This window comes from Streptomyces sp. 8K308, from assembly GCF_004348315.1.
Classification (GTDB): domain Bacteria; phylum Actinomycetota; class Actinomycetes; order Streptomycetales; family Streptomycetaceae; genus Streptomyces.
In genome coordinates this window covers 1-20,382 of sequence record NZ_SMKC01000101.1, presented here as the reverse complement: position 1 = coordinate 20,382, position 20,382 = coordinate 1, and the positions used below count along the sequence as shown (strand labels likewise).

The 20,382-nt window shown below is 73.3% G+C and carries 18 protein-coding genes and 3 pseudogenes; 8 read left to right on the top strand and 13 right to left on the bottom strand.

Translation table 11 applies throughout. The annotated features are described in order from the left end of the window. The 7 genes and pseudogenes from E1265_RS16470 to E1265_RS16440 all read right to left on the bottom strand — a co-directional run. Positions 1 to 223 (bottom strand): annotated as a pseudogene (locus tag E1265_RS16470) (hypothetical protein); the annotation flags it as partial. Between the two features lie 209 nt (positions 224 to 432). Next, complete coding sequence (locus E1265_RS16465; protein ID WP_279571436.1) at positions 433 to 1,668, bottom strand: beta-ketoacyl-[acyl-carrier-protein] synthase family protein; 1,236 nt, start codon at positions 1,666 to 1,668, stop codon at positions 433 to 435. Beyond that, positions 1,649 to 2,596 carry an acyl-ACP desaturase gene (locus tag E1265_RS16460; RefSeq protein ID WP_132931062.1) on the bottom strand — a complete coding sequence of 316 codons (948 nt, stop codon included), beginning with the start codon at positions 2,594 to 2,596 and terminating at the stop codon, positions 1,649 to 1,651. The genes E1265_RS16465 and E1265_RS16460 overlap by 20 nt, the downstream gene beginning before the upstream one ends. Continuing rightward, entirely contained in the window at positions 2,593 to 3,873 is a 1,281-nt protein-coding gene (locus E1265_RS16455) for a cytochrome P450 (protein ID WP_132931061.1), read from the bottom strand. Before E1265_RS16455 ends, E1265_RS16460 begins: the two co-directional genes overlap by 4 nt. Further along, entirely contained in the window at positions 3,864 to 5,087 is a 1,224-nt protein-coding gene (locus E1265_RS16450; RefSeq protein ID WP_132931060.1) for a beta-ketoacyl-[acyl-carrier-protein] synthase family protein, read from the bottom strand. The genes E1265_RS16455 and E1265_RS16450 overlap by 10 nt, the downstream gene beginning before the upstream one ends. Further along, complete coding sequence (locus E1265_RS16445; protein WP_132931059.1) at positions 5,087 to 5,311, bottom strand: phosphopantetheine-binding protein; 225 nt, start codon at positions 5,309 to 5,311, stop codon at positions 5,087 to 5,089. The genes E1265_RS16450 and E1265_RS16445 overlap by 1 nt, the downstream gene beginning before the upstream one ends. Positions 5,312 to 5,430: 119 nt before the next feature. Beyond that, complete coding sequence (locus E1265_RS16440; protein WP_132931058.1) at positions 5,431 to 6,225, bottom strand: FadR/GntR family transcriptional regulator; 795 nt, start codon at positions 6,223 to 6,225, stop codon at positions 5,431 to 5,433. A gap of 205 nt (positions 6,226 to 6,430) precedes the next feature. Here E1265_RS16440 and E1265_RS16435 point away from each other — a divergent pair, with 205 nt between their 5' ends. Genes E1265_RS16435 through E1265_RS16410 form a run of 6 tightly spaced genes read left to right on the top strand, consistent with a single transcriptional unit; the run spans position 6,431 to position 12,542 of the window. Next, a complete protein-coding gene (locus E1265_RS16435) occupies positions 6,431 to 7,825 on the top strand; it encodes an MFS transporter (protein ID WP_132931057.1) in 1,395 nt (464 codons plus the stop codon). Beyond that, positions 7,822 to 9,567, top strand: coding sequence for a dihydroxyacetone kinase family protein (locus tag E1265_RS16430; RefSeq protein ID WP_132931056.1), 1,746 nt, complete (start codon positions 7,822 to 7,824; stop codon positions 9,565 to 9,567). The genes E1265_RS16435 and E1265_RS16430 overlap by 4 nt, the downstream gene beginning before the upstream one ends. A gap of 2 nt (positions 9,568 to 9,569) precedes the next feature. Further along, complete coding sequence (locus tag E1265_RS16425; protein ID WP_132931055.1) at positions 9,570 to 10,067, top strand: ribose-5-phosphate isomerase; 498 nt, start codon at positions 9,570 to 9,572, stop codon at positions 10,065 to 10,067. Next, entirely contained in the window at positions 10,067 to 10,852 is a 786-nt protein-coding gene (locus E1265_RS16420) for a triose-phosphate isomerase family protein (RefSeq protein WP_132931054.1), read from the top strand. Before E1265_RS16425 ends, E1265_RS16420 begins: the two co-directional genes overlap by 1 nt. Further along, positions 10,852 to 11,679: a sugar phosphate isomerase/epimerase family protein gene (locus tag E1265_RS16415; protein ID WP_132931053.1), complete on the top strand. Its 828-nt coding sequence runs from the start codon at positions 10,852 to 10,854 to the stop codon at positions 11,677 to 11,679. The genes E1265_RS16420 and E1265_RS16415 overlap by 1 nt, the downstream gene beginning before the upstream one ends. Continuing rightward, complete coding sequence (locus E1265_RS16410) at positions 11,679 to 12,542, top strand: phosphogluconate dehydrogenase C-terminal domain-containing protein (RefSeq protein ID WP_132931052.1); 864 nt, start codon at positions 11,679 to 11,681, stop codon at positions 12,540 to 12,542. Before E1265_RS16415 ends, E1265_RS16410 begins: the two co-directional genes overlap by 1 nt. A gap of 490 nt (positions 12,543 to 13,032) precedes the next feature. On the opposite strand, the gene E1265_RS16405 is transcribed toward E1265_RS16410, so the two are convergent. From E1265_RS16405 to E1265_RS16390, 4 genes are read right to left on the bottom strand one after another with little or no spacing between them, the layout of a single operon-like run. Beyond that, positions 13,033 to 13,644, bottom strand: a complete 612-nt coding sequence (locus tag E1265_RS16405; protein ID WP_243740844.1) for a hypothetical protein — start codon at positions 13,642 to 13,644, stop codon at positions 13,033 to 13,035. After that, positions 13,631 to 15,220 carry a substrate-binding domain-containing protein gene (locus E1265_RS16400; RefSeq protein ID WP_132931051.1) on the bottom strand — a complete coding sequence of 530 codons (1,590 nt, stop codon included), beginning with the start codon at positions 15,218 to 15,220 and terminating at the stop codon, positions 13,631 to 13,633. The genes E1265_RS16405 and E1265_RS16400 overlap by 14 nt, the downstream gene beginning before the upstream one ends. After that, complete coding sequence (locus E1265_RS16395; RefSeq protein WP_132931050.1) at positions 15,217 to 16,425, bottom strand: toxic anion resistance protein; 1,209 nt, start codon at positions 16,423 to 16,425, stop codon at positions 15,217 to 15,219. The genes E1265_RS16400 and E1265_RS16395 overlap by 4 nt, the downstream gene beginning before the upstream one ends. A gap of 5 nt (positions 16,426 to 16,430) precedes the next feature. Beyond that, on the bottom strand, positions 16,431 to 17,516 hold the full coding sequence (locus E1265_RS16390; protein ID WP_243740843.1) for a hypothetical protein: 1,086 nt from the start codon (positions 17,514 to 17,516) through the stop codon (positions 16,431 to 16,433). 168 nt (positions 17,517 to 17,684) lie between these two features. On the opposite strand from E1265_RS16390, the gene E1265_RS16385 reads away from it, so the two are divergent. Next, positions 17,685 to 18,296 carry a hypothetical protein gene (locus tag E1265_RS16385; protein WP_243740842.1) on the top strand — a complete coding sequence of 204 codons (612 nt, stop codon included), beginning with the start codon at positions 17,685 to 17,687 and terminating at the stop codon, positions 18,294 to 18,296. 147 nt (positions 18,297 to 18,443) lie between these two features. On the opposite strand, the pseudogene E1265_RS39100 reads toward E1265_RS16385, so the two are convergent. Both E1265_RS39100 and E1265_RS16375 read right to left on the bottom strand, forming a co-directional pair. Then, positions 18,444 to 18,599, bottom strand: a pseudogene (locus E1265_RS39100) (HD domain-containing protein); the annotation flags it as partial. A 61-nt stretch (positions 18,600 to 18,660) separates the two neighbouring features. After that, positions 18,661 to 19,287, bottom strand: a pseudogene (locus tag E1265_RS16375) (YdcF family protein). 216 nt (positions 19,288 to 19,503) lie between these two features. On the opposite strand from E1265_RS16375, the gene E1265_RS16365 reads away from it, so the two are divergent. Further along, a partial coding sequence (locus E1265_RS16365) for a PepSY domain-containing protein (RefSeq protein ID WP_132931048.1) occupies positions 19,504 to 20,382 on the top strand: 879 nt, incomplete at its 3' end.

Below are 20,382 nucleotides of genomic sequence, written 5' to 3'. Positions count from 1 at the left end.
CCGCCCCCACCGCGGCGGCGGGCGCCGTGCCCATGCCGGTCGCCCCCTGGGCGATGGCGCCCACGAAACCCAGCATGGAGACGAAGGCGGTGACGGCCGGCAGGGACAGCCACCCGTCAGCGCCGGCGAACCCGTCGAAAAGCCCGTCGAACGCGCCGTCGAGGACGACGACCAGTCCCAGCAGCAGCAATCCCCCGATGCCGAGAAGCGGAAACCAACCCATCGTCACTCACCTCCCCCGTGGGCCCTCTTCGGCCTGTTGAAGGGATGGTGCCATGGAGGTGTGACAGAACACATTGCCGGATCCCGGCAGTCTTGGCGTGACCTTGATGCCGGCCCGGCGCGTGTCGCGTCCGGCCGGTCCGTGGCGCCCGCCGACACCTGACGAAAGTCAGGTCGACACCTGACCAAGGACGACTACGGGTGGTTCGTTCAGCGTGGTCTGCTGAGGACCAGCACGCTGTTGTGCCCCCCGAAGCCGAAGGAGTTGGTCATGGCGACGTTGAGTTCAGCGGGCCGCGGACGATCGGTCACGATGTCGAGTTCGGCGCCGGGTTCCTGGCGGCCGAGGTTGGCGGTCGGTGGCACGCGCTGGTGCTCGAGCGTCAGCACCGCGAGCGCCGCCTCGATCGCGCCGGAGGCTCCCAGGGCGTGCCCGAGGACGCTCTTGGGCGCGGTCACCGGCGGACCCCCGCCGCCGAACACCCGAAGGAGCGCCAGCGCCTCCCCCCGGTCGCCCGGGGGGGTCGAGGTGCCGTGCGCGCTCACGCATCCGACGTCGCCCGGCTCCTTTCCGGCGTCGGCCAGCGCGGTGCGGATGGTGCGCTCGGCGCCCCTCCCCTCCGGGAGCGGGGCGACCGGATGATGGGCGTCGCTGGTGGCGGCGTGGCCGAGCAGCAGCGCCCGCACCCGGGCCCCGCGCCGCCGGGCGTGGTCCTGGCGCTCGAGCACCAGCAGCGCCGCGCCCTCCGAGAGCACGAAGCCGTCGCGCTCCAGGTCGAAGGGGCGGGACGCCGCGGCCGGGTCGTCCGTCCTCTGGGAGAGCGCCTGGAGTTGGGAGAAGCAGGTCGCGGTCATCCTGCTCCGGCCGGACTCGGCGCCGCCGGCCAGCACGATGTCGCAGGTGCCGGCCGCCAGCAGGTCGCGGGCCAGGCCGAGCGCGGTGGAGCCGGAGGCGCAGGCGCTGGACACCGTGAAGCTCGGCCCGTGGGCCCGGAGGTCCATGGCCACCTCGCCGGCCACCATGTTGGGCACGCTGCGGGTGAGCGCGATGGGCGAGACGCGGGTCGGGTGGCCCTCGTTGAGCCTGGCGAACTCCTTGGGATAGGTCTCCAGGCTGTTGCTTCCGGTACCGAGGACCACGCCGACGCGGTCGGCGGCCCAGGTGGCCGGGTCGAGGTCGGCGTTCGCGACGGCCTGGCGGGCGGCCGCCAGGCCGAGGTGGGTGAAGCGGTCGAGCCGGCGGGCCAGCCTGCGGCCGTAGACGGTGTCCGGGTCGAAGCCGTCGACCCGGCAGGAGAAGTCGACGGGCAGCCCGGCCAGTTCCGGGTCGTGGCGGGCGAGCCCGCGGCCCTCGCAGACGGTCGCCCAGGTGGCCTCGGGGGTGAGGCCGGCCGGGGTGATCATCCCGATGCCCGTGATGACCGCCTCAGCGCCGGGCGTCCGCAAGGGTCACCGCCTCCATCCGCTCGTAGAGTTCCCGGAAGCGCTCGGCCGTGGCCCGCAGCATGTCGAGGTGGCGGCCGAGCCGGTCGCGGGCCGCCTCGCCGGCCGGGCCGAGGTCGCTGCGGGTCATGACCCGAAGCGAGCGAAGCAGCGGCAGCACCACGTGCTCGCGGTGGATGCCCAGGTGGTAGATGCCGGCCGAGGCGATCCGCAGGGAGCGCTGCTGGAAGCCGGGGATGGCGGTGCCCGGCATCTGGAAGCCGCAGACGACATCGGCCAGGGCGGCGGTGGCGGCGTCGGGGGCCAGCTCGAGCGCGTCGGCGAACAGGTCCCGGTAGAAGAGCATGTGCAGGTTCTCGTCGGCCGCGATGCGGGAGGCGAGCAGCTTGCCGACCGGGTCGCCGCAGGCCACGCCTGCGTTGCGATGGGCCTCGCGGGTGGCGAGCTCCTGCACGGTGACGTAGGCGATGGCGTGCAACACGGTGGGCTGGTCGCTGGAGTAGCCCTCGGCGACCTGCCGCATCCGGCACCGCTCGAGCTCGACCGGGTCGACGGCCCGGGTGGCGTGCAGGTAGGCGCGGAGCGCGTCGGCGTGCCGGCCCTCCTCGGCCGTCCAGCGATGCACCCAGGTGCCCCAGGCGCCGTCCCGGCCGAAGCGGGTGGCGATCTCGAAGTGGTAGCTGGGCAGGTTGTCCTCGGTGAGGAGGTTCACGAGCAGCGCGTCCCGGACGGCAGGCGGCAGCGGGGACTGCTCGGGCCGCCAGGGCTCACCGCCGAGGGGGCCGTCGAAGTCGCGGGCCGCGCTCCACGGCACGTAGGAGTGCGGCATCCAGGTCTGGGCCGCGTTGAGGTGTCGGTCGAGCAGCCGGGCGACGGAGGGTTCGAGCGGGGTGAGGATGTCGCGAGCGAGGTGAGGTGAGGGACTGGTCATCGAGGTGGTGCTTTCGAAAGGGGCTGGTCGGCTGTCACGAGCAGCCGCGGTGGATGGGGGAGTACGAGCCCTCGGGGCGCCGCGGGCGGCGCGGCGAGCCGCATGCGGGGGAGGCGATCGAGCAGCCGGGGCAGCAGGGTGGTGAGCTCGAGCCGGGCGAGCCTCGCCCCCAGGCAGTAGTGGATGCCCGCGCCGAAAGAGAGGTGTGGCTGGCCGGCCGCGGCCGGGTCGCGGTTCGCGGCGGGCAGTAGCAGATGCAGCAACTGGTCCTTGGGCACGGTGGCGCCGCCGAGCCGGCAGTCGCGGGTCGCGACCCGGCTGACGACGGCAGCCGAGGGGTTGCGGCGGATGATCTCCTCGACGGCGGCCGGGACATGCTCCGGCGCCGCCCGCAACCGGTCGGCGAACCCGGGCTCTTCGATGACGGCCCGGGCCAAGCTGGTGATCATGGTGGCGGTGGTCTCGAAGCCGGCGACGAAGAGGGTCGCCGCGTTCACCGCGACGTCATAGGAGGTGAGGCCGGCGGCTCGGCCACCGGATCCGCCGACCAGGCGGGAGAGCGCGTCGGCGCCTGGCCGATGGGCGCGCTGGCCGATCAGCGGCAGGAAGTAGTCCTTGAACTCCTCGGCCGCCGAGTCGGCGTCCCTGAGCTGGGCCTGGGTGGGGGAGAGCTCATGGAGGCAGGCGTGGCGGCGGGTGAGGGCCGCCAGCCGGGGCGCGTCCGCCACGGGCAGGTCGAGCCAGGCGCAGACGGCGCGGGCCGGCAGGGGATCGGCGAGCAGCGCGACCAGGTCGGCGGTGCCGTCGTGACGCAGCACGCGAGCCACGTCGTCCAGACACTGTTCGGTGAACTCCGCGATTCGCGGACGGAGTTCGTCGACCGCCTGTCGGCTGGCGCTGGCCGCGAGGGCGCCGCGCACCGCCGTGCGGCGGGGCGGATTCAGGGTGAGCAGCCCGTTGTTGAGGTCGACGACGGACTGGTGGCCGCGCCAGCCCGGCACCCGCCGGTCCCGCCAGCCCGCGTCGGGCAGGGCGAACACCGGGTCCCGCCAGCCCGCGTCGGGCAGGGCGAACACCGGGTCCCGCAGCGCCCGTCGGCACTCCGCGTGGCCGGTCACCAGCAGCGACCTGAGCCAGGGCACGGCCACCACCGGGCCCAGGGCCCGCAGTTGGTCGTAGAGCGGCTGCGGTTCCGGCGCCCCGCGCAGCCGCAGCAGCAGTCGGGCGGCGGACAGCGCCCGACCGGCGGCGGCCGATGTCGGCGGTGTCACGCGCATCGCAGCAGTAACGCGGCGCTCTGGCCGCCGAGCGCGGCGGAGACGGTGAGGGCACCGAGCTCCTCGGCAACGGGGCGCGGGGACTTGGCGACCACGTCCAGGTCGAAGGCCGGGTCGAGCCGGTCCAGGTTGGCGGTCGGTGGGACAAGCCGCTCGCGCAGCGCCAGCACTGTGAGGGCCGCCTCGATGGCGCCCGAGCCGGCGCCGGCGTGCCCGAGGGCCCCCTTCGGCGCGGTCACCGGCGGCCGGTGGGGCAGCGCGCCGGCGAGCCAGCTCGCCTCGGCCGCGTCGTTGGCCACGGTCGCCGCGCCGTGGGCGTTGACGTGGCCGATGTCCTCCGGCTGCCAGCCGGCGTCGGCCAGGGCCGCTTCGGCGGCCCGCCGGCCGCCGGCGCCCTCCGGGTCCGGGGCCGTGGGGTGGTGGGCCTCGCCCGCCGCGCCGCAGCCGGCGAGCCAGGCCAGTACCGGGGCCCGCCGGGCGCGCGCGTGTCCCGGGCGCTCGAGCACCAGGACGGCGGCGCCCTCGGCCACCACGAGCCCGTCGCGGTCGGCGTCGAAGGGCCGGGAGGCGGCGGCCGGGTCCCCGGTGCGACGGGAGACCGTGCCGAGCTGGGCGAAGCCGGCGACGGTCAGCGGGTGGCGAAGCGATTCAGCACCGCCGACCACCGCCACGTCGAGATCGCCGGAGGCCAGCAGGTCCCGCGCGATCCGGACGGCCAGCAGCGGGGAGGCGCAGCCGGCCACCACCGCGAAGGCGGGCCCGGTCGCACCGAGGCCGAGGGCGATCTCGCCGGCGCAGGCGCTGGGCAGCGAGCGGGGCAGCGCGGTGGGCGAGATGGTCTCGGGGCGGCCGGCGAGCAGCCGCCGGTGGGCCTCGGCCACGCCGGCCAGGCTCGATCCGCCGGAGCCCATCAGCACCCCGACCCGCGCGGGGTCCAGGGACCCGGCCGGCAGGTCCGCCATGGCCATCGCCTCGTGGGCCGCCACCATGCCCAGCTGGGTCGCCCGGTCCAGGCGCCTGGCGAGCCGGCGACCGAGCAGCGCGTCGCCGTCGAAGCCGGGCACCGGGCAGGAGATGTCGACGGGCAGCCCGGCGAGCGCCTCGTCCCGCTCGGCCGTGGACCGGCCGTCGCACACCGTCCGCCAGGTCGCGGGGGCCCCGACGCCACCCGGGGTGACGAGGCCGACCCCGGTGACGGCGATCTCGCCGGCCACTACAGGCTCGCCGTGGCGGTGGCGTATCGTTCCGCCGCCGCGTGCAGCGGGGTGTCCAGGTCAATGTCGTCGACCAGCCGGCCGGTGCGCTCGGTGACGATCACGGCCAGCTCGGTCAGCGAGAGCGAGTCGAGCTCGAGCGCGCGGAAGGTCGTCTCGGGGCGGACGGTGTCGGCCTCGATGCCGAACTCCTCGGTCAGCAGCGTTGCCAGCATCTCGTACATCGGCACTCCTCACGGCCGCTCGATTTCCGTTACGGATGGCTAACGGGTCTATCGGCGGCGGTGGTTACGTGGGTGCCGACGGTTCAGCCGAACGGGTAAGCGTGGCCCGCGGCGTGTTGTCAGGTGGCGGCGGGGGCGCCGGCCCCTGGGTGCTCCTCGGCCTCGGCCGGTTCGGTGTCGAGCGAGGACTGCAGCCGCACGCTGGCGAGTCGCATGTGCTCGGTCATCGCGCGGTCGGCGGCCTCCGGGTCGCGCCGCCTGATGGCCTCCAGGATGGTGCCGTGCTCGTGGAGGGTGCCGGTGATGGTGCCCTCGACGTCGCCGGCGCGCTCCATCCACGCCTGCAGCAGCGCGCGGATGCTGTGCAGGATGTCGTTGAGCACGGTGTTGCGGGCGATGTTCGCCGTCTCCAGGTGGAAGGCGATGTCGGCCTCGATGAAGGCCGTGACGTCCCCGCCGGCCTCGCGCATCCGCTCCAGGTGACCGCTCAGCCTGCTCACATCCGCGTCGTCGGCGCGCTCGGCGGCCAGCCGGGCCGACATCCGCTCCATGAAGGCGCGCACCTCGACCAGGTCCTGGGTGCGGCGCTGCCCGAGCATGAGCCCCCAGTTGATGGCGCGCGGCAGGAACTCCGAGGTGTTGGCCCGCACGTAGGAGCCGGAACCCGGCTTGATCTCGATGATGCCGAGCACGTCGAGCGCGGAGAGCGCCCCCCGCACGCTGGAGCGCGCCACCCCGAGCGCCTCGGCGAGCTGGCGCTCGGCGGGGAGCCGGGTCCCGGGTCTGAGGTTCCCCTCGGTGAGGTGGTCGAGGAGGCGCTTGGCCACCTCGCTCACGGACGACTCACGCACGACGGGCCGCAGGAGCGAGACGAGGTCGGTTGTCGCGTCCGGCTGGTCGGTTGGGGCAGTCACCCGTCAAGTACATCAGACCGCGCGTGAAGGACGTCACGGGCCGTCACGCCGCTCGAACGGCCCGGCAGCATAACCGGACATATAGCCTGAAAGAAGCACGAAGTTTTGGTAAATTGGTTACCAATGCCTTTGGTAAATTGGTAACCAATGTTACGTGAGCGTCCCCGACCCGGACAAAGCTGTCCGATGCACCAAGGAGTGACCCATGGGAGCCGCTGCACAGCCCCAGGACGCCAGCGCCATAGAGAGATCAGCCATCCGGAAGATCTCCACCCGACTCGTCCCCTTCGTGGCCCTGATGTTCTTCGTGAACTACCTGGACAGGACCGCCGTCTCCTTCGCCGAGCCCAACGGCATGGGCGAGGACCTCGCGCTCACCGCGGCCCAGTTCGGCTTCGCGTCCGGCGTCTTCTTCATCGGCTACATCGCGCTCGAAGTGCCGAGCAACATGGCACTGCACCGGTTCGGCGCCCGCCGCTGGCTCGCCCGGATCATGGTGACCTGGGGGATCGTCTCTCTCCTCTTCACCTGGGTGCAGGACAGCGAGCAGCTCTACGTGCTGCGCTTCCTCCTCGGCATCGCCGAGGCCGGCTTCTTCCCCGGCGCCATCCTCTACCTCAGCCAGTGGGTCCCCACCCGGCACCGCACCAAGATCCTCGGTCTTTTCTACCTGGCCCAGCCGCTGACCACCGTCATCGGCGCCCCGCTCGCCGGCCTGCTGATCGAGCGCCACGGCCTGTTCGGCCTCGAGGGCTGGCGCGTGATGTTCCTCGGCGTCTCGGTGCCGGCGATCCTCCTCGGCGTCATCGCCTGGTTCTACCTGATCGACCGCCCCGCCCACGCCAAGTGGCTCACCCAGCAGGAGAAGGACTGGCTGGAGGGCGAGCTCACCGCGGAGAACGCGGGCAAGGCCGGCGCCGACCAGGCCCACTCCCACGGCCGCGAGGCCCTGAAGACCGCCTTCGGCAGCGCCCGCGTCTGGACGCTCTCGCTGATCTACTTCGGCTTCATCTACGGCCTCTACGCCCTCGCGTTCTTCCTGCCGACGATCATCGACGGCTTCCAGGAGGAGTTCGACACCAGCTTCAGCGTCATGGACAAGGCGCTGATCACCGCCATCCCGTACCTGCCGGCCGCCGTGGTTCTCTTCTTCTGGTCCCGGCACGCCACCCGGAACGGCACCAAGGTCTGGCACATCGCGGGCCCGGCGATCGTCGGCGGCATCTCCATCCCCATCGCCCTCTACATGGACTCGCCCGCCGCCACGGTGGCCGTGATCACCGTCACCGCCTGCTCGATCTTCGCCGCCCTGCCGGTGTTCTGGTCCGTCCCGTCCCGGTTCCTCACCGGCGCCGCCGCGGCCGCCGGCATCGCCCTGATCAACACCATGGGCAACATCGCCGGCTTCGCCGCCGGCTACGTCACCGGCTGGCTGAAGGACTTCAGCGGCGGCTACCACCTGCCGCTCTTCCTGGTCGGCGGCTTCATGATCATGTCCGGCCTGCTGATGATCTGGCTCTCCCGCCGTCCCGGCGACGAGGCCACGCATCAGGACGAGCCCGCCCCGTCCGCAGCACCTCTCGCGGAGGCCCATCGATGACCCGGCTGTTCAACGACCCCGCCGCCTTCGCCGACGAGGCCCTGGAGGGCTTCGTCGCCGCCCACCGGCGGTGGGTGCGACCGGTCCCGGGCGGCGTGGTGCGCGCCGCCGCCCGGGTCCCGGGCCAGGTCGCCGTCGTCATCGGCGGCGGCAGCGGCCACTACCCGGCCTTCTCGGGCCTCGTCGGCCAGGGCCTGGCCCACGGTGCCGCCGTCGGCAACGTCTTCGCCTCCCCATCGGCCCGCCAGGTCCGGCAGGTCGCGAAGGCCGCCGAGGCCGGCGGCGGGGTGCTCCTGACCTTCGGCAACTACGCCGGCGACGTCCTGCACTTCGGGCAGGCCGCCGACCAGCTGCGGGCCGAGGGCGTCGACGTTCGGGTGCTGCCGGTCACCGACGACGTGTCGAGCGCCGGGCCCGAGGAGGCGCACAAGCGCCGCGGGGTCGCCGGCGACCTGGCCGTCTTCAAGATCGCCGGCGCCGCCGCCGAGCGCGGGCTGCCGCTCGACGAGGTCACCCGCCTCGCCGAGCTCGCCAACGCCCGCACCCGCTCCTTCGGCGTCGCCCTCAGCGGTTGCACGCTGCCTGGCGCCGACGAGCCGCTGTTCACCGTCGAACCCGGCCGGCTCGCGCTCGGCCTCGGCATCCACGGCGAGCCCGGCATGGGCGAGCGCGACGTGCCGAGCGCCGACGAGACGGCCGAGCTGCTGGTGGAGACGCTGCTCGCCGAGCTGCCGGCCGGGGTCGAGGGACCCGCGGGACAGCGCGCCGCCGTGATCCTCAACGGGCTCGGCGCCGTCAAGTACGAGGAGCTGTTCGTCGTCTACCGGCAGGTGGCCAGGCTGCTGGCGGCCGCCGGCGTCGAGATCGTCGACCCCGAGGTCGGCGAGCTGGTCACCAGCTTCGACATGGCCGGCGTCTCGCTCACCCTCTGCTGGCTCATCGACGAGCTCGAGCCGCTGTGGACCGCGCCCGCCGACGCCCCCGCCTACCGCAAGGGCGCCGTCGCCGCCCCGGCCGCCGCGACCCCGGCCGACGACGAGCCCGCGGTCGCCGCCGCCGGACAGGACGCCCTGCCCGAGGCCGACGAGGCCGGCCGGCACGCCGCCCGCCGCGTCCTCGACGCGCTGGCGGCCGTCCGCGCCACCGTCGACGAGCACGTCGACGAGCTCGGCCGGATCGACGCCGTCGCCGGCGACGGCGACCACGGCATCGGCATGCGGCGCGGCTCGCACGCCGCCCACGAGGCCGCCGCCGACGCCGTCGCCAGGGGCGCCGGCGCCGCCACCACCCTCGATCTGGCCGCCGCCGCCTGGGCGGACCGCGCCGGCGGCACCTCGGGCGCCCTGTGGGGCGTCATCCTCGGCTCGATCGGTTCGGCACTCGGCGACACCGGGCGGCCCACCACCGAGGCCGTCGCCTCCGGGGTGGCCGAGGCCGCCGCCGGCGTCCAGCGCCTCGGCAAGGCCGAGGTCGGCGACAAGACCATGGTCGACGCCCTGGTCCCGTTCGCCGACGCCCTCGGCAAGGCCGTCGCCACCGGCACGCCCCTGGCCGCAGCCTGGGACACCGCCGCCACCGCCGCCGAGGCCGCGGCCGCCGCCACCGCCGAGCTGCTGCCCCGGATGGGCCGCGCTCGGCCACACGCCGAGAGGAGCCTGGGCACCCCGGACGCCGGCGCCCACTCCCTCGCCCTGATCACCCGCGCCGTACACCGCACCCTCGCTGACAAGGAAGTTGACTGACGATGAGCGAGAAGCTCGACAAGCTGCGGATAGTCGTCGGAGCCGACGACGCCGGCTTCGCCTACAAGGAGGCACTGAAGAAGGACCTGGAGGCCAGCGACCTGGTCGCCTCCGTCACCGACGTCGGCGTGGACGCGGAAGGCCACACCCCCTACCCGACCATCGCCATCGCCGCCGCCGAACTCGTCGCCGCCGGCGAGGCCGACCGCGCCCTGCTGGTCTGCGGCACCGGCCTCGGCGTCGCCATCAGCGCCAACAAGGTCAGGGGCATCAGGGCCGTCACCGCGCACGACTCGTTCTCCGTTGAGCGCGCCATCCTCTCCAACAACGCCCAGGTCCTCACCTTCGGCCAGCGCGTCGTCGGCCTGGAACTCGCCCGCCGGCTCGCCGCCGAGTGGCTCACCTACCGCTTCGACGACGCCTCCGCCTCGGCCGGCAAGGTCCAGGTGCTGAGTGACTATGAGAACGGCGGCGCGAACAGCTGCGCGGGAGCCGCCTGATGCGCACCGCGCCCGCCGTCACCATCGGGATCAGTCTGAAGATGTACTTCGGGCATCACCAGACCCTCAACTGGTCCCGTCGAACAGCCGCGATCGCCGGCCGGCACCCCGCCGTCGCCGCCGGCATCGCCGAGCTGTTCGTGCTGCCCTCCTTCCCCGCGCTCGTGCCGGTCGCCTCCATCGTCGCCGGCTCGGGCATCCGGGTCGGCGCCCAGGACCTCGCGGCCGAGGACGCCGGCCCCTACACCGGCGAGGTCAGCGGCGCACACCTGAAGGAGATCGGCTGCGACTACGCCGAGGTCGGCCACGCCGAGCGGCGGCGGCTCTTCGGCGAGGGCGACACGGTTGTCGCCGCCAAGACGGCGGCCGCCCTGCGCAACGGCCTCACCCCGGTGCTGTGCGTCGGCGAGCTCAACGAGACCTCCCCGGCCGACGCCGCGGCGCGTACCGTCGCCGAACTGGCACGGCTGCTGCCCGGACTGACCGGCCCCGTCGTCGTCGCCTACGAGCCCCAGTGGGCCATCGGCGCTCCCAGCCCCGCCTCCACCGAGCACATCCGCACCGTCTGCGCGGCCCTGTCCGACTGGCTCGCCGGGCAGCCGGCGTTCGCCGGCAGCCGGGTCATCTACGGCGGCAGCGCGGGCCCCGGGCTCCTCGGCAGCCTCGGCGCGGACGCCGGCGGACTGTTCCTGGGCCGGTTCGCCCACGACCCGGCCGCCGTCGAGCGCATCCTCGACGAGGCGATCGCCCTGCACGGCGCGGCAGCGGAGGGGGCGAGCGTCTGATGGCCTACGGACTGAGCACCTACGCCTTCTTCTGGCGCGTCTCCGCGCGCGCCCCGCGCCCGCTCACCGTCCTTGAGATGCTGGCCGAGACCCGCGAACTCGGCGGCCAGGTCTTCCAGATCTGCGACCACCCGCCGATCGAGGCGCTGGACGACGCGGCGCTCGCCGAGATCCGCCGGTACGCCGAGTCCGCCGACATCGTCCTCGAACTCGGCACCCGCGGCGTGCGCCCCGACCACCTGCGGCGCTACCTCGATCTCGCGGGCAGGTTGGGCGCCACGTTCGTCCGCTCCATGCTCAACACCGCCGACCACCGGCCGACCGTGCCCGAGGCCACCGCGCTGCTGCGCGAGGTCGTCCCCGAGTACGCGGCGCGCGGCGTCACGTTGGGCCTTGAGACGTACGAACAGGTGTCGACCAACGACCTGTTGGCCGTGGTGCGCGGCGTGGACAGCCCGCACCTCGGGGTCTGCCTCGACCCGGGCAACAGCGTCGCCCGCCTGGAGCGGCCCGTCGACGTCATCGACGCCACCGCCCCCCATGTGGTCAACATCCACGTCAAGGACTTCGCGTTCACGCGCCGCGACGGCTGGGTCGGCTTCACGTACGCCGGCTGCCGCCTTGGCGAGGGCCTCCTCGACTACCGGTACCTCATCGAGAAGGTGCGGCCGGCGGAGCGGGGCGTCAACCAGATCGTGGAGCACTGGCTTCCCTGGCAGCACGACTTCGAGGAGACCGCCAGGGCCGAAGCCGACTGGACCGAGCACAGCATCGAAACCCTCCTGAACCAGACCCTCCTGAACCAGACCCTCCTGAGGAGCAAGTGATGGCTACCGAAGCCACGACCGCCACCGTCGCGGTCATCGGCGCCGCCGGTAAGATGGGCCAGCGCGTCTCGAACAACCTGGTCAAGAGTGACTTCGTGACGCTCTTCAGCGAGAACTCGCCCAAGGGGCAGGAGCTGTTGCGCCAGCTCGGCCGCGAGATCACCGAGGGCGCCGAGGCCGCCGCCCAGGCCGACGTCGTGATCCTCGCCGTGCCGGACGTGGTGCTCGGCACCGTCTCCGAGGCGCTGGTCCCGGTGATGAAGCCCGGCGCGATCCTCCTCACCCTCGACCCGGCCGCCGCCTACGCCGGCCTGCTGGCCCGCCGCGACGACATCCACAACGCGGTCGCGCACCCCTGCCACCCCTCGGTCTTCCTGGAGCGCAGGACCAAGGAGGAGTACGCCGACACCTTCGGCGGCATCGCCGCCCCCCAGGAGGTCGTCGCCTCCTTCGAGGGCGCGGACGAGTCCGCCAGGGCGCTGGCCGAGTCCGTCATCCGCACCATGTACGCGCCGGTCGTCGACGTCCACTGGGTGACGGTCAAGCAGCTCGCGGTGCTCGAGCCGACCCTCGTCGAGACGATCGCCTGCATGGTCGGCGCGCTGCTGACCGAGGCGCTGCACGAGACCGTCCACACCGTGGGCGTCCCGGAGAAGGCCGCCCGCGCGATGCTCCTTGGCCACACCCAGGTCGCGCTGGCCAACACCCTCAAGGGCGACAACCCGTTCTCGGACGCCTGCCTGATCGCCATGGACTACGGCCGCGAGTCGATCGTCCGCGACGACTGGAAGAAGGTCTTCGACGACGCCGAGCTCGACAAGGTCATCACCCGGATGCTCCGCATCAAGGAGATCAAGCGCTAGCGCGACAACGCTGGCGCTCGCCTTGACCACCGGGCGGCTGGCCGCGGCGGCTTCGGGGCGGCGGCCCACCGGGCCGCTGCGCGGCCCCGACCCGGCCGCCGCGCCCGGCGCTCCGCGCCGAGGCTGCGGCTGCGCCTTGGTCCGCGTGCGGGGCCGGTGGGCCCCGGCCCGGTGCGCCGGACGTGGCCGTTCGCGACTGGCTCTGGCGAGCCGAGCCGCCGCGTGACGATCCGCGCTGCGGCTGTGCGGGCGCCGGCCCGGGCCCGCGGGCTCGGTCGGTAGACCGCCGCAGGGCCCGTTCCGGTGAGTCGGGCTTGGCCGTCTGTCGCTGGCACTGGTGAGCCGTCGGCCGGCCCGCCCCAGCCGGCGCTGCCGGCTGGGGCGGCAGGAGCCGCGTGGCTCACGGCGAAGCCGTCGTGGCGCTCCCGCCGCGTGCGGAGCCCCATGAAAGGGCAGATGGGTGGGGGAGACCCCGGCCGGTCGGAGGCCGTCAGGGGTCCTTCGGGTCGCGGCTCTCCAACTCCGTGGTCAGGGTCTGCTGGAAGCGCTCCTGGGAGTCCCGCAGGCTGCCGGCCACCGCGCTCAACTGTCGCAGGATCAGCGCGAGTTGCCGTTCGAGGTGGCGTTCCGGCGGCTCGTTGCCCGGCGTGAGGCGGGACCACCACCGCGTGCGAAGGTAGGCGTCGACGGCGTCCGGCACGTCGTGCCGGACGGCGCGGGCGAGGGCGTGCACGTCGTCCGGGTTGGTGGCCAGCTCGTCGGCGACCCAGCCTGGGTCGAGCAGCGCGGTGAGCAGCCCGTCGAGCTCGGCGAGCGCGCCGGCCGCCGACGGCGGCGCGTCGAAGGACTCCAGATAGGGCCGCAGCGCGGCGAAGTCCTCGCGGATCGCGGCCAGTTCCGACGCTTCGGAGAACGGCGGCGGGGCCTCCCGGTCCGGTGGGGCGATCAGCGCGCCCGCCCCGTAGAGCCCGCCCACCACGACCGGCCAGAAGGCGCCGGCCTGTCCGGCCAGGGTCACCGCGAGGCCGGCGAGCCCGCAGACGCAGCCCGTCAGGTTCTTGCGGGACTCCAGATACCTCAGCGCTCTGCTACTGGTAGCCACGGATCTCCTGGAACGCCTGGTCGAGCGAGCCGTCAACGGCGTCGAAGAGCCGGCCGCCGGTCAGCTCAGCGATGCCCTCCAACTCCCCGCGGTCCGAGTCGCCGAACAGCACCGTGAACACCGGCACCGTGCGCAGCGCGGGCGGCAGCGTCCGGTGGAAGTCGGCGAACCCGTCCGGGCCGACCGAGTCGCCGTTCTCGCCGTCCGTCATCAGCACGATGGAGGTGAACGCGTCCTCGGTGTTCTCCTCGGCCAGCAGCTCGTAGGCCTCGATCAGGCTCAGGTAGATCGCGGTGTCGCCCTCCGCCCGCAGCCCCTCGACGCCCTCCCTGATCCGCGTCAACCCCGGCTCGGGATCGGCCGGTTCGACGGTGTGGGTGTCGACGGAGACCACCTGTCCGGCGAACGGCATCAGCGTCACCCGCTCCCGCTCCCTGAACCGCTCGCCGGCGCCCGTGCCGTCGGTGCCGGTGCCGGTGAGCCGGCCGAGGGCCGCCCGCAGCGACTCGATCCGCTCGCCCTCCATCGATCCCGAGGTGTCGAGCACGTACACCGTGCGCGAGGGCCGGCGCAGCTCGTTGTCGAACGCGTCGAGCAGTCCGTCGGCGACCGCCAGCGTCCCGGGGTAAGGGAGTTCGCGCCGCTGGCCGTCGGGGATGGCCTCGGCCGGCGCGACGCCGCCGGCCACCGGGCGGCGCAGCGTCTGCTCGGTCAGCGCGGCCTGGGCCTCCTGGCCACGCAGGTGGTCGGTGAGCGTGCCCAGCGCGTCGCGGGCCTCGGGCGAGGCGGAGGTCAACGTCGTCAGCGGGTAGCGCGCGGTCACCACGCCGTCCAGCGGCCGGACGACCGTCAGGTCGCCAGCGCCGTCCCGCACCAACGACAGCAGCACCGACTCGTAGTTGATCAGCGCATCGACGTCCGGCCGGTCGCCGAAGGCCGTCGCCAGCCAGCCGGAGGATCCGGAGGTGAGCCGCTGCCCGGTGAAGAACTGCCGCAACTCCTCGGCGCTGCCGGTGACGTCCTCCTCGGTGAGCGCCGCCTCGGCGCCGGACAGCGCCGAGGTGACCGAGATCAGCGCGCTGTAGCCGGAGTTGGAGCGGGTCGGGTCGGTCATGCCGAAGGTGAGGTCGCCGGCCGCGGCGGCCGCGTGGACCTGCGCCCAGGTGACCTCCTCCGGGTTCCAGCCGAGCCGGTCCACCACCTCGGTCCTGATGCCGAGCGCGACCGGGGAGGTCATCACGGACGTCTCGGTCAGGATCCGGTCGACCGCCTCGGGCCTCAGCCGCAGGTAGTCGTTGGTGGCCAGCCAGAGCGCGTCGTACTCCTCGGCCCCGCCCGAGGCGACCAGCCGGGTGGCGTCCAGCGTCCCCGACCAGGTGATCTCCACCCCGATCCCGGTCTCCTCCTGGGCCCGCGTCAACACCTGCTCGGTGTCGGTGAGTTCACTGCTCGCCAGGATCCGCACGACGGAGCCGTCCCCGCGACCGGAACCCTCAGAGCCATCGGAGGAGCACGCGCCGGCGGTGAGCGCGACAGCGGCGACGGCCGCCAGCAGCGCGGTGAGCCTGGTTCTCATCTCCGGCCCCCTTCGCCCTCGGCCAGCTCCCGCTCCCGGGACCGATCCAACTGCGCCGAGGCGTCCGCCAGTTCGCCGGAGAGCGCCCGCACCGTGGCCGCCATCGACTCGGTGGCCTGCGCCTTGTAGGTGTCGATGGCGTCCAGCGTCCGGTAGATCTGCTGGAACGCGGCCCGCAGCGTCTCGACGCCGACCGCCGGATCGGCGGCGATGCGTTGGATCTCGCCGCTCTGGGTGGCCAGCATGTCGGCGTTGGCTCGCACCAGGTCCTCGGTCGTCGATCGCAGTGCGTTGATCTGCTCGGTGACCCGGCGCTGGTTCTCCAGCGCGGCGGAGAGCATCACCCCGATGCGCAGCGCGGAGACGGTGGTAGTGGCGGCCCGCTCCACGCCCTTGACCAGCTCGTCGTTGTTCCGCCTGACCACGTCCATGGCCAGGTATCCCTGGGCGCAGACCGCGAGTTGGGTCAGCAGGTCCTGGTGCTTCTGCCGGACCGGGAACAGCACGTCGGCCCGCACGGCGGCCGCCCGCTCCGGGTCGGTGGCCTCCAACGCGTCCACGCGGCGCTGGAGTTCGGCGTCCAGCGCCTCGGTGAGCACCGCGTACTCCTGGAGCTTGCCCATGGTGTCCCAGAGCCTGGACCGCTCGGTGTGCAGGGCCGCGCTGTCCCGGCGCAGCTCGTCCTGGCCGGAGCGCAGCGAGTGCACGATCTTCTGCAGCGTTCCCTGCGAGGAGGCGTAGCGGGCCAGGTGGTCACGGAACCGGTTGCCGCCCGGCAGCCGTGACAGCAGCCGGCGCACACCACCGGCGGTGGAGTCGCGTGGCTCCAGGTCCTCGATGGTGCGGCGCAGTTCGACCAGCGAGCCGGCGACCCGGGACTGGGCGTCCCCTGCCTCCCCGCCCGCGCCCTTGGCGAGCGAGCGGACGCTGCGCTCCAGCATCCGGTTGGACTGCTGGGCCGCGGCCCGCATCTCGGCGCCGCCCAGCGCCGTCACCTCGCCCACCCGGGTGGCGAACTCCGGTGAGCGGGTGTCGAGTTCGGTGAGCGAGTCGACGTAGGCGGCAGCCCGGCGGGCGAGTTCCTCGCGGGCGGCCGCGTCGATCGGGACCAGCCCCGACGCCTGCTCCGCCTTCACCTCGGGCACGGGCTGCGGGGGCGTCAGGATCAGCGGGTCGTCCTGCCCCGGCGGGGTCAGCTCGGGCATGGTGGTCAGCTCCCTTCCGAGCGGCCCGTGGCCCGCTCCGCCAACTGGCGCAGCACGTCCGAGGTGGGCGGCGGCGCCTGCCTGACTCCGGTGAGGCCGGCGTTGAGATGGGCGGCGTGCGCGCCGGCCGCCTCGGTGAACTCGGCGGTGGCGCCCTGCGGCCGGAAGCCGTGCCGCACCGCCAGCCGACGCAGCTCCGGGTCCTCGGTGAGGAGTTGCCCCAGCCCTCGGCCGGCCTCGGTGAGCGGCACCAGGGTGTGGTCGCTGGACACCGTGGTGTCCGGGTAGAGCACCACCACGTCGCCCGGGTCCTGGTCGGCCAGCAGCAGGGAGGCGATCTGCGACTCGTAGGCGAGCACCAGCGGATTGCCGATGCCGCTGACGAAGTCCCGGAACGGGCCGTCGGAGCTGGGCTGTTGGGTGCCCTGCACCTGAATCAGGGTGCGCAGCAGGGGCGCGACCCGCTCGACGCCGTCCTGGTCGGCGACGACCGTGCCGTCGTTGGCCACGTAGGAGGCGGCCGCCAGGTAGAGGGCGCCGGAGTTGGAGGTCAGCGGGTCGGTGCTCGACACGTAGAGGGTGCCGGCCAGGCCGTTCTGCGGGTCCGCGCCCGTCAGCTCCCCCCAGGCCCGTCCTGCCCCGACCGCGTCCAGGTAGCCGCTCATCGACAGCAGGCCCCGGTGCTCGTCCTCCAGGGTGGCGAGCCCCTCGGCGGCCAGCACCTCGGCCGCCGCGCCGCGCGCCAGCACCACGAGTGGCGAGTAGAACGGCCGCAGCGGTGCGCTCGGCGAGCCGGCCCGGGCGGCCAACTCCTGGGCCGGCCCCTGGCTGGAAGGGAAGGCGAAGTCATAGCCGCCGAGGTCGACGTCCTCCATGGCCCAGGACCCGACCGAGTCCGTCCTGACCTCGTACCCGCGCTCCGCGAGCATGTCGACCACCTCGGGGTCGGCGAAGAACTCGGCCTTCTCCGACCCGATCACGCCACGCAACGTCGTCGTGGCCGTTCCCCCGTCGTCGCGTCCCTGGACGAGGGCGACGCCGACGCCCCCGAGCAGCAGCGCGGCGAGGACGATCCCCCATATTCGTCGCACGATGGAAGCGTCGTCACAACACGCCACGTATACAAGGATGTTGGGTGTCGAGGAGATGTCGGGCGGATGGACGTACGGGACTTGACTGTTCGTCGATGCGCGGTTCTCTTGAATGACGTGCACCTGCCATTTTGATCGTGTGCGATTCCGAGCGAGAGGGCAAACCTGGTGATCTCACCCCTGCTCCGGCGCCTCGCGGCCGTCGCCGCGCTGGCCGCCCTGACGCTGGCCGCGCCCGTCCCGGCCGTCGCCGCCCCCGTCGCACCACCGGCCGCGAGCGACCAGTCGGCGCTCGCCACCATCACCTGGCGGCTGGAGCGCGCCGCCAACCCCACCGCGGACCAACTCGACGCCTACAACCGCATCACCAGCGCCATGAACGCGGCCGTCGCCCGCTACAACGCGCTCAGCGGCGGCCTCGGCAAGAGCATCACCGTCCGCTACGACCCGAGCGTCCCTACCGCCGACGGCAACATCAACGGCACCATCAGGTTCGGCGCCAACCGCTCCTACATGAGCGAGCGCACCGCCCTCCACGAGATCGCCCACACCATCGGCGTCGGAACCAGCGCCGGCTGGAGCCGCCTGGGCGGCAGCGGCACCTGGACCGGCGCGCAGGCCACGGCCCTGGTCCGGCAGTACGACGGCTCAAGCGCCCGCATCTCCACGGGCGGCGGCCACTTCTGGCCCTACGGCCTCAACTACGACAACGAGTGGTCGACGACCAACGCCGACCGCCACGTCCGCATCGTCGCGGCGATGGTGGCCGACGGCCTGTAGCACGCCTTGGCGGGGGGCGCCGCGGCTGCCTCAGAGTTCGGGCTTCTCGGCCCGAACTCGGTGCGTCCACTCCAGCGGCCCGCGCCCCAGCGCCTCCCTCGCGAGCCGCCTGGCGGCGTCCGTGGCGCTCGCCGCCTCCGGCGACTCCCGCGTCTCCTGGCTGTCGTGGAAGGAGGCGAGGAACGTGGCGCGTTGGGGATCGGCCCCTGCCATGGCGGCGATGGCCGAGGCGATGAGCGCCGTGCGATGCGAATGGTCGGCGACGCTCTCCGGCTCCGCGACACCGGCGATCACCCAGCAGGTCAGGAAGTCGATGACGCGGGCGTCGTGCTCGGCCGTGGTCTCGCCTCTCACGCGTCGCCGGTCAGGCGGGCTCAGCCGCGCCCTGTGGCCGCTCGCCACCGATGAGCCGCGAGTCGAACCCCGCCCGCAGCAGGCGCTCATAGCCCGCATGCACGTCGTCGGACACCGGTTGGGGGATCGCATAGCCACGCGCCGGATACTCGATCACGCGCTGGAGGTCACCGACGATCATGTCGACGACCAGCTTCTCGTCCCCGATGGACTTGACGTAGTCGTCGAGGGCCAACGGCTACGACGCGCACACGACCTCGACCTCCGGCCAGAGCCGACGGCACGTGGCGTAGGCCCGCCGCTCCATGTAGGGCTTGCAGATCAGCAGCACCGAGTCGACCGCGATGCCGGCTCGACTCAGCAACTGGCGCGAGAACTCGATGTTCTGCCCCGTGTTCCCCGCGCGCGGCTCCACGAGGATCGCCTCGTCCGGCACCCCGAGATCCCGTGCGTGCTCCCGGTAGTGGACGGCCTCGCCACGCGGGAACCGGGCGAGGGTGGTGGGGCTGTTGCCTCCGCTGAAGACCAGGGTGGGGAAGTGCCCCGCGGCGTACAGTTCGGCCGCGCGCGTGGCCACGCCGAGATGGTGACTGCCGAGGCCGATGCCGACCGAACAGGGCCGCGGCTTGTGCCCCATCAGGTGGTAGTCCCAGATCAACTGGGCATCGGCCCACTCCCACTCCTGCTCCCGCTGGCGCCCCGACGCCCTCGCCTTGGGTCTGCCGGCCGAGGTGCACCAGTACGGGGGCGTGGCCCGCAAGCCGTGATCGGCGGGAACTCGCGCCGCCCCGCTTCCGACTGTCGTGGGTGAGGGCCGCGAAGCACGTGGCCCGGTTCCGACCCGGGAGTGCTCATGTCCGTCACCGAGTCCAGTGAGGCGAGCGAGACCAGCGAACCGTCCGAGGTGACGAGCAGGCCGCCCAACCGCTCGGCCGGTTGGGCGGCGCTGCGTCCGCTCGTGCTGCGGCTGCACTTCTACGCCGGCGTGCTGGTCGCGCCGTTCCTGCTGGTCGCGGCCGCGAGCGGGATGCTGTACGCGCTGTCGTTCCAGCTGGAGCGGGTCGTCTACGCAGACGAGCTGCGGGTGCCGGTCGGCGACGGGCTCGAACTGCCGCTGTCCGCGCAGGTCGCGGCCGCGCGGGAGGCGTACCCGGACGGCACGATCTCCGCGATCCGCCCGTCGCCCGAGGCCGGGGCCACCACCCGGGTGCTGCTCGCCGGCACTCCGGGCGTCGACGACGACAAGACGCTCGCCGTGTTCGTCGACCCGTACACCGCCGAGGTGCGCGGCGCGCTCGAACAGTACGGCTCCACCGGCGCGTTGCCGGTCCGCACCTGGATCGACGAGCTCCACCGCGACCTGCACCTCGGCGCGCCCGGCCGGCTCTACAGCGAGTTGGCCGCCAGCTGGCTGTGGGTGGTCACCGGCGGCGGGCTGCTGCTGTGGCTGTCCAGGTGGCGGGCCCGCCGCGCCAGGGGCGAGAAGCGGCCGGCCAGCGGGCGGCGACGCACCATGGGCCGGCACGGCACGCTGGGCGTCACCGTGGCGGCCGGCCTGTTCTTCCTCTCCGCCACCGGCCTCACCTGGTCCACCTACGCCGGCGCGAACGTGACCGAGCTGCGCACCTCGCTCGGGCAGGAGACCCCGGACGTCAGCCCGACGGTCGACGACACCGCGGAGGACGCGTCGGCCGGGCACGAGGGCCACCCGGACGGGGCGGGGGGCGGGGGC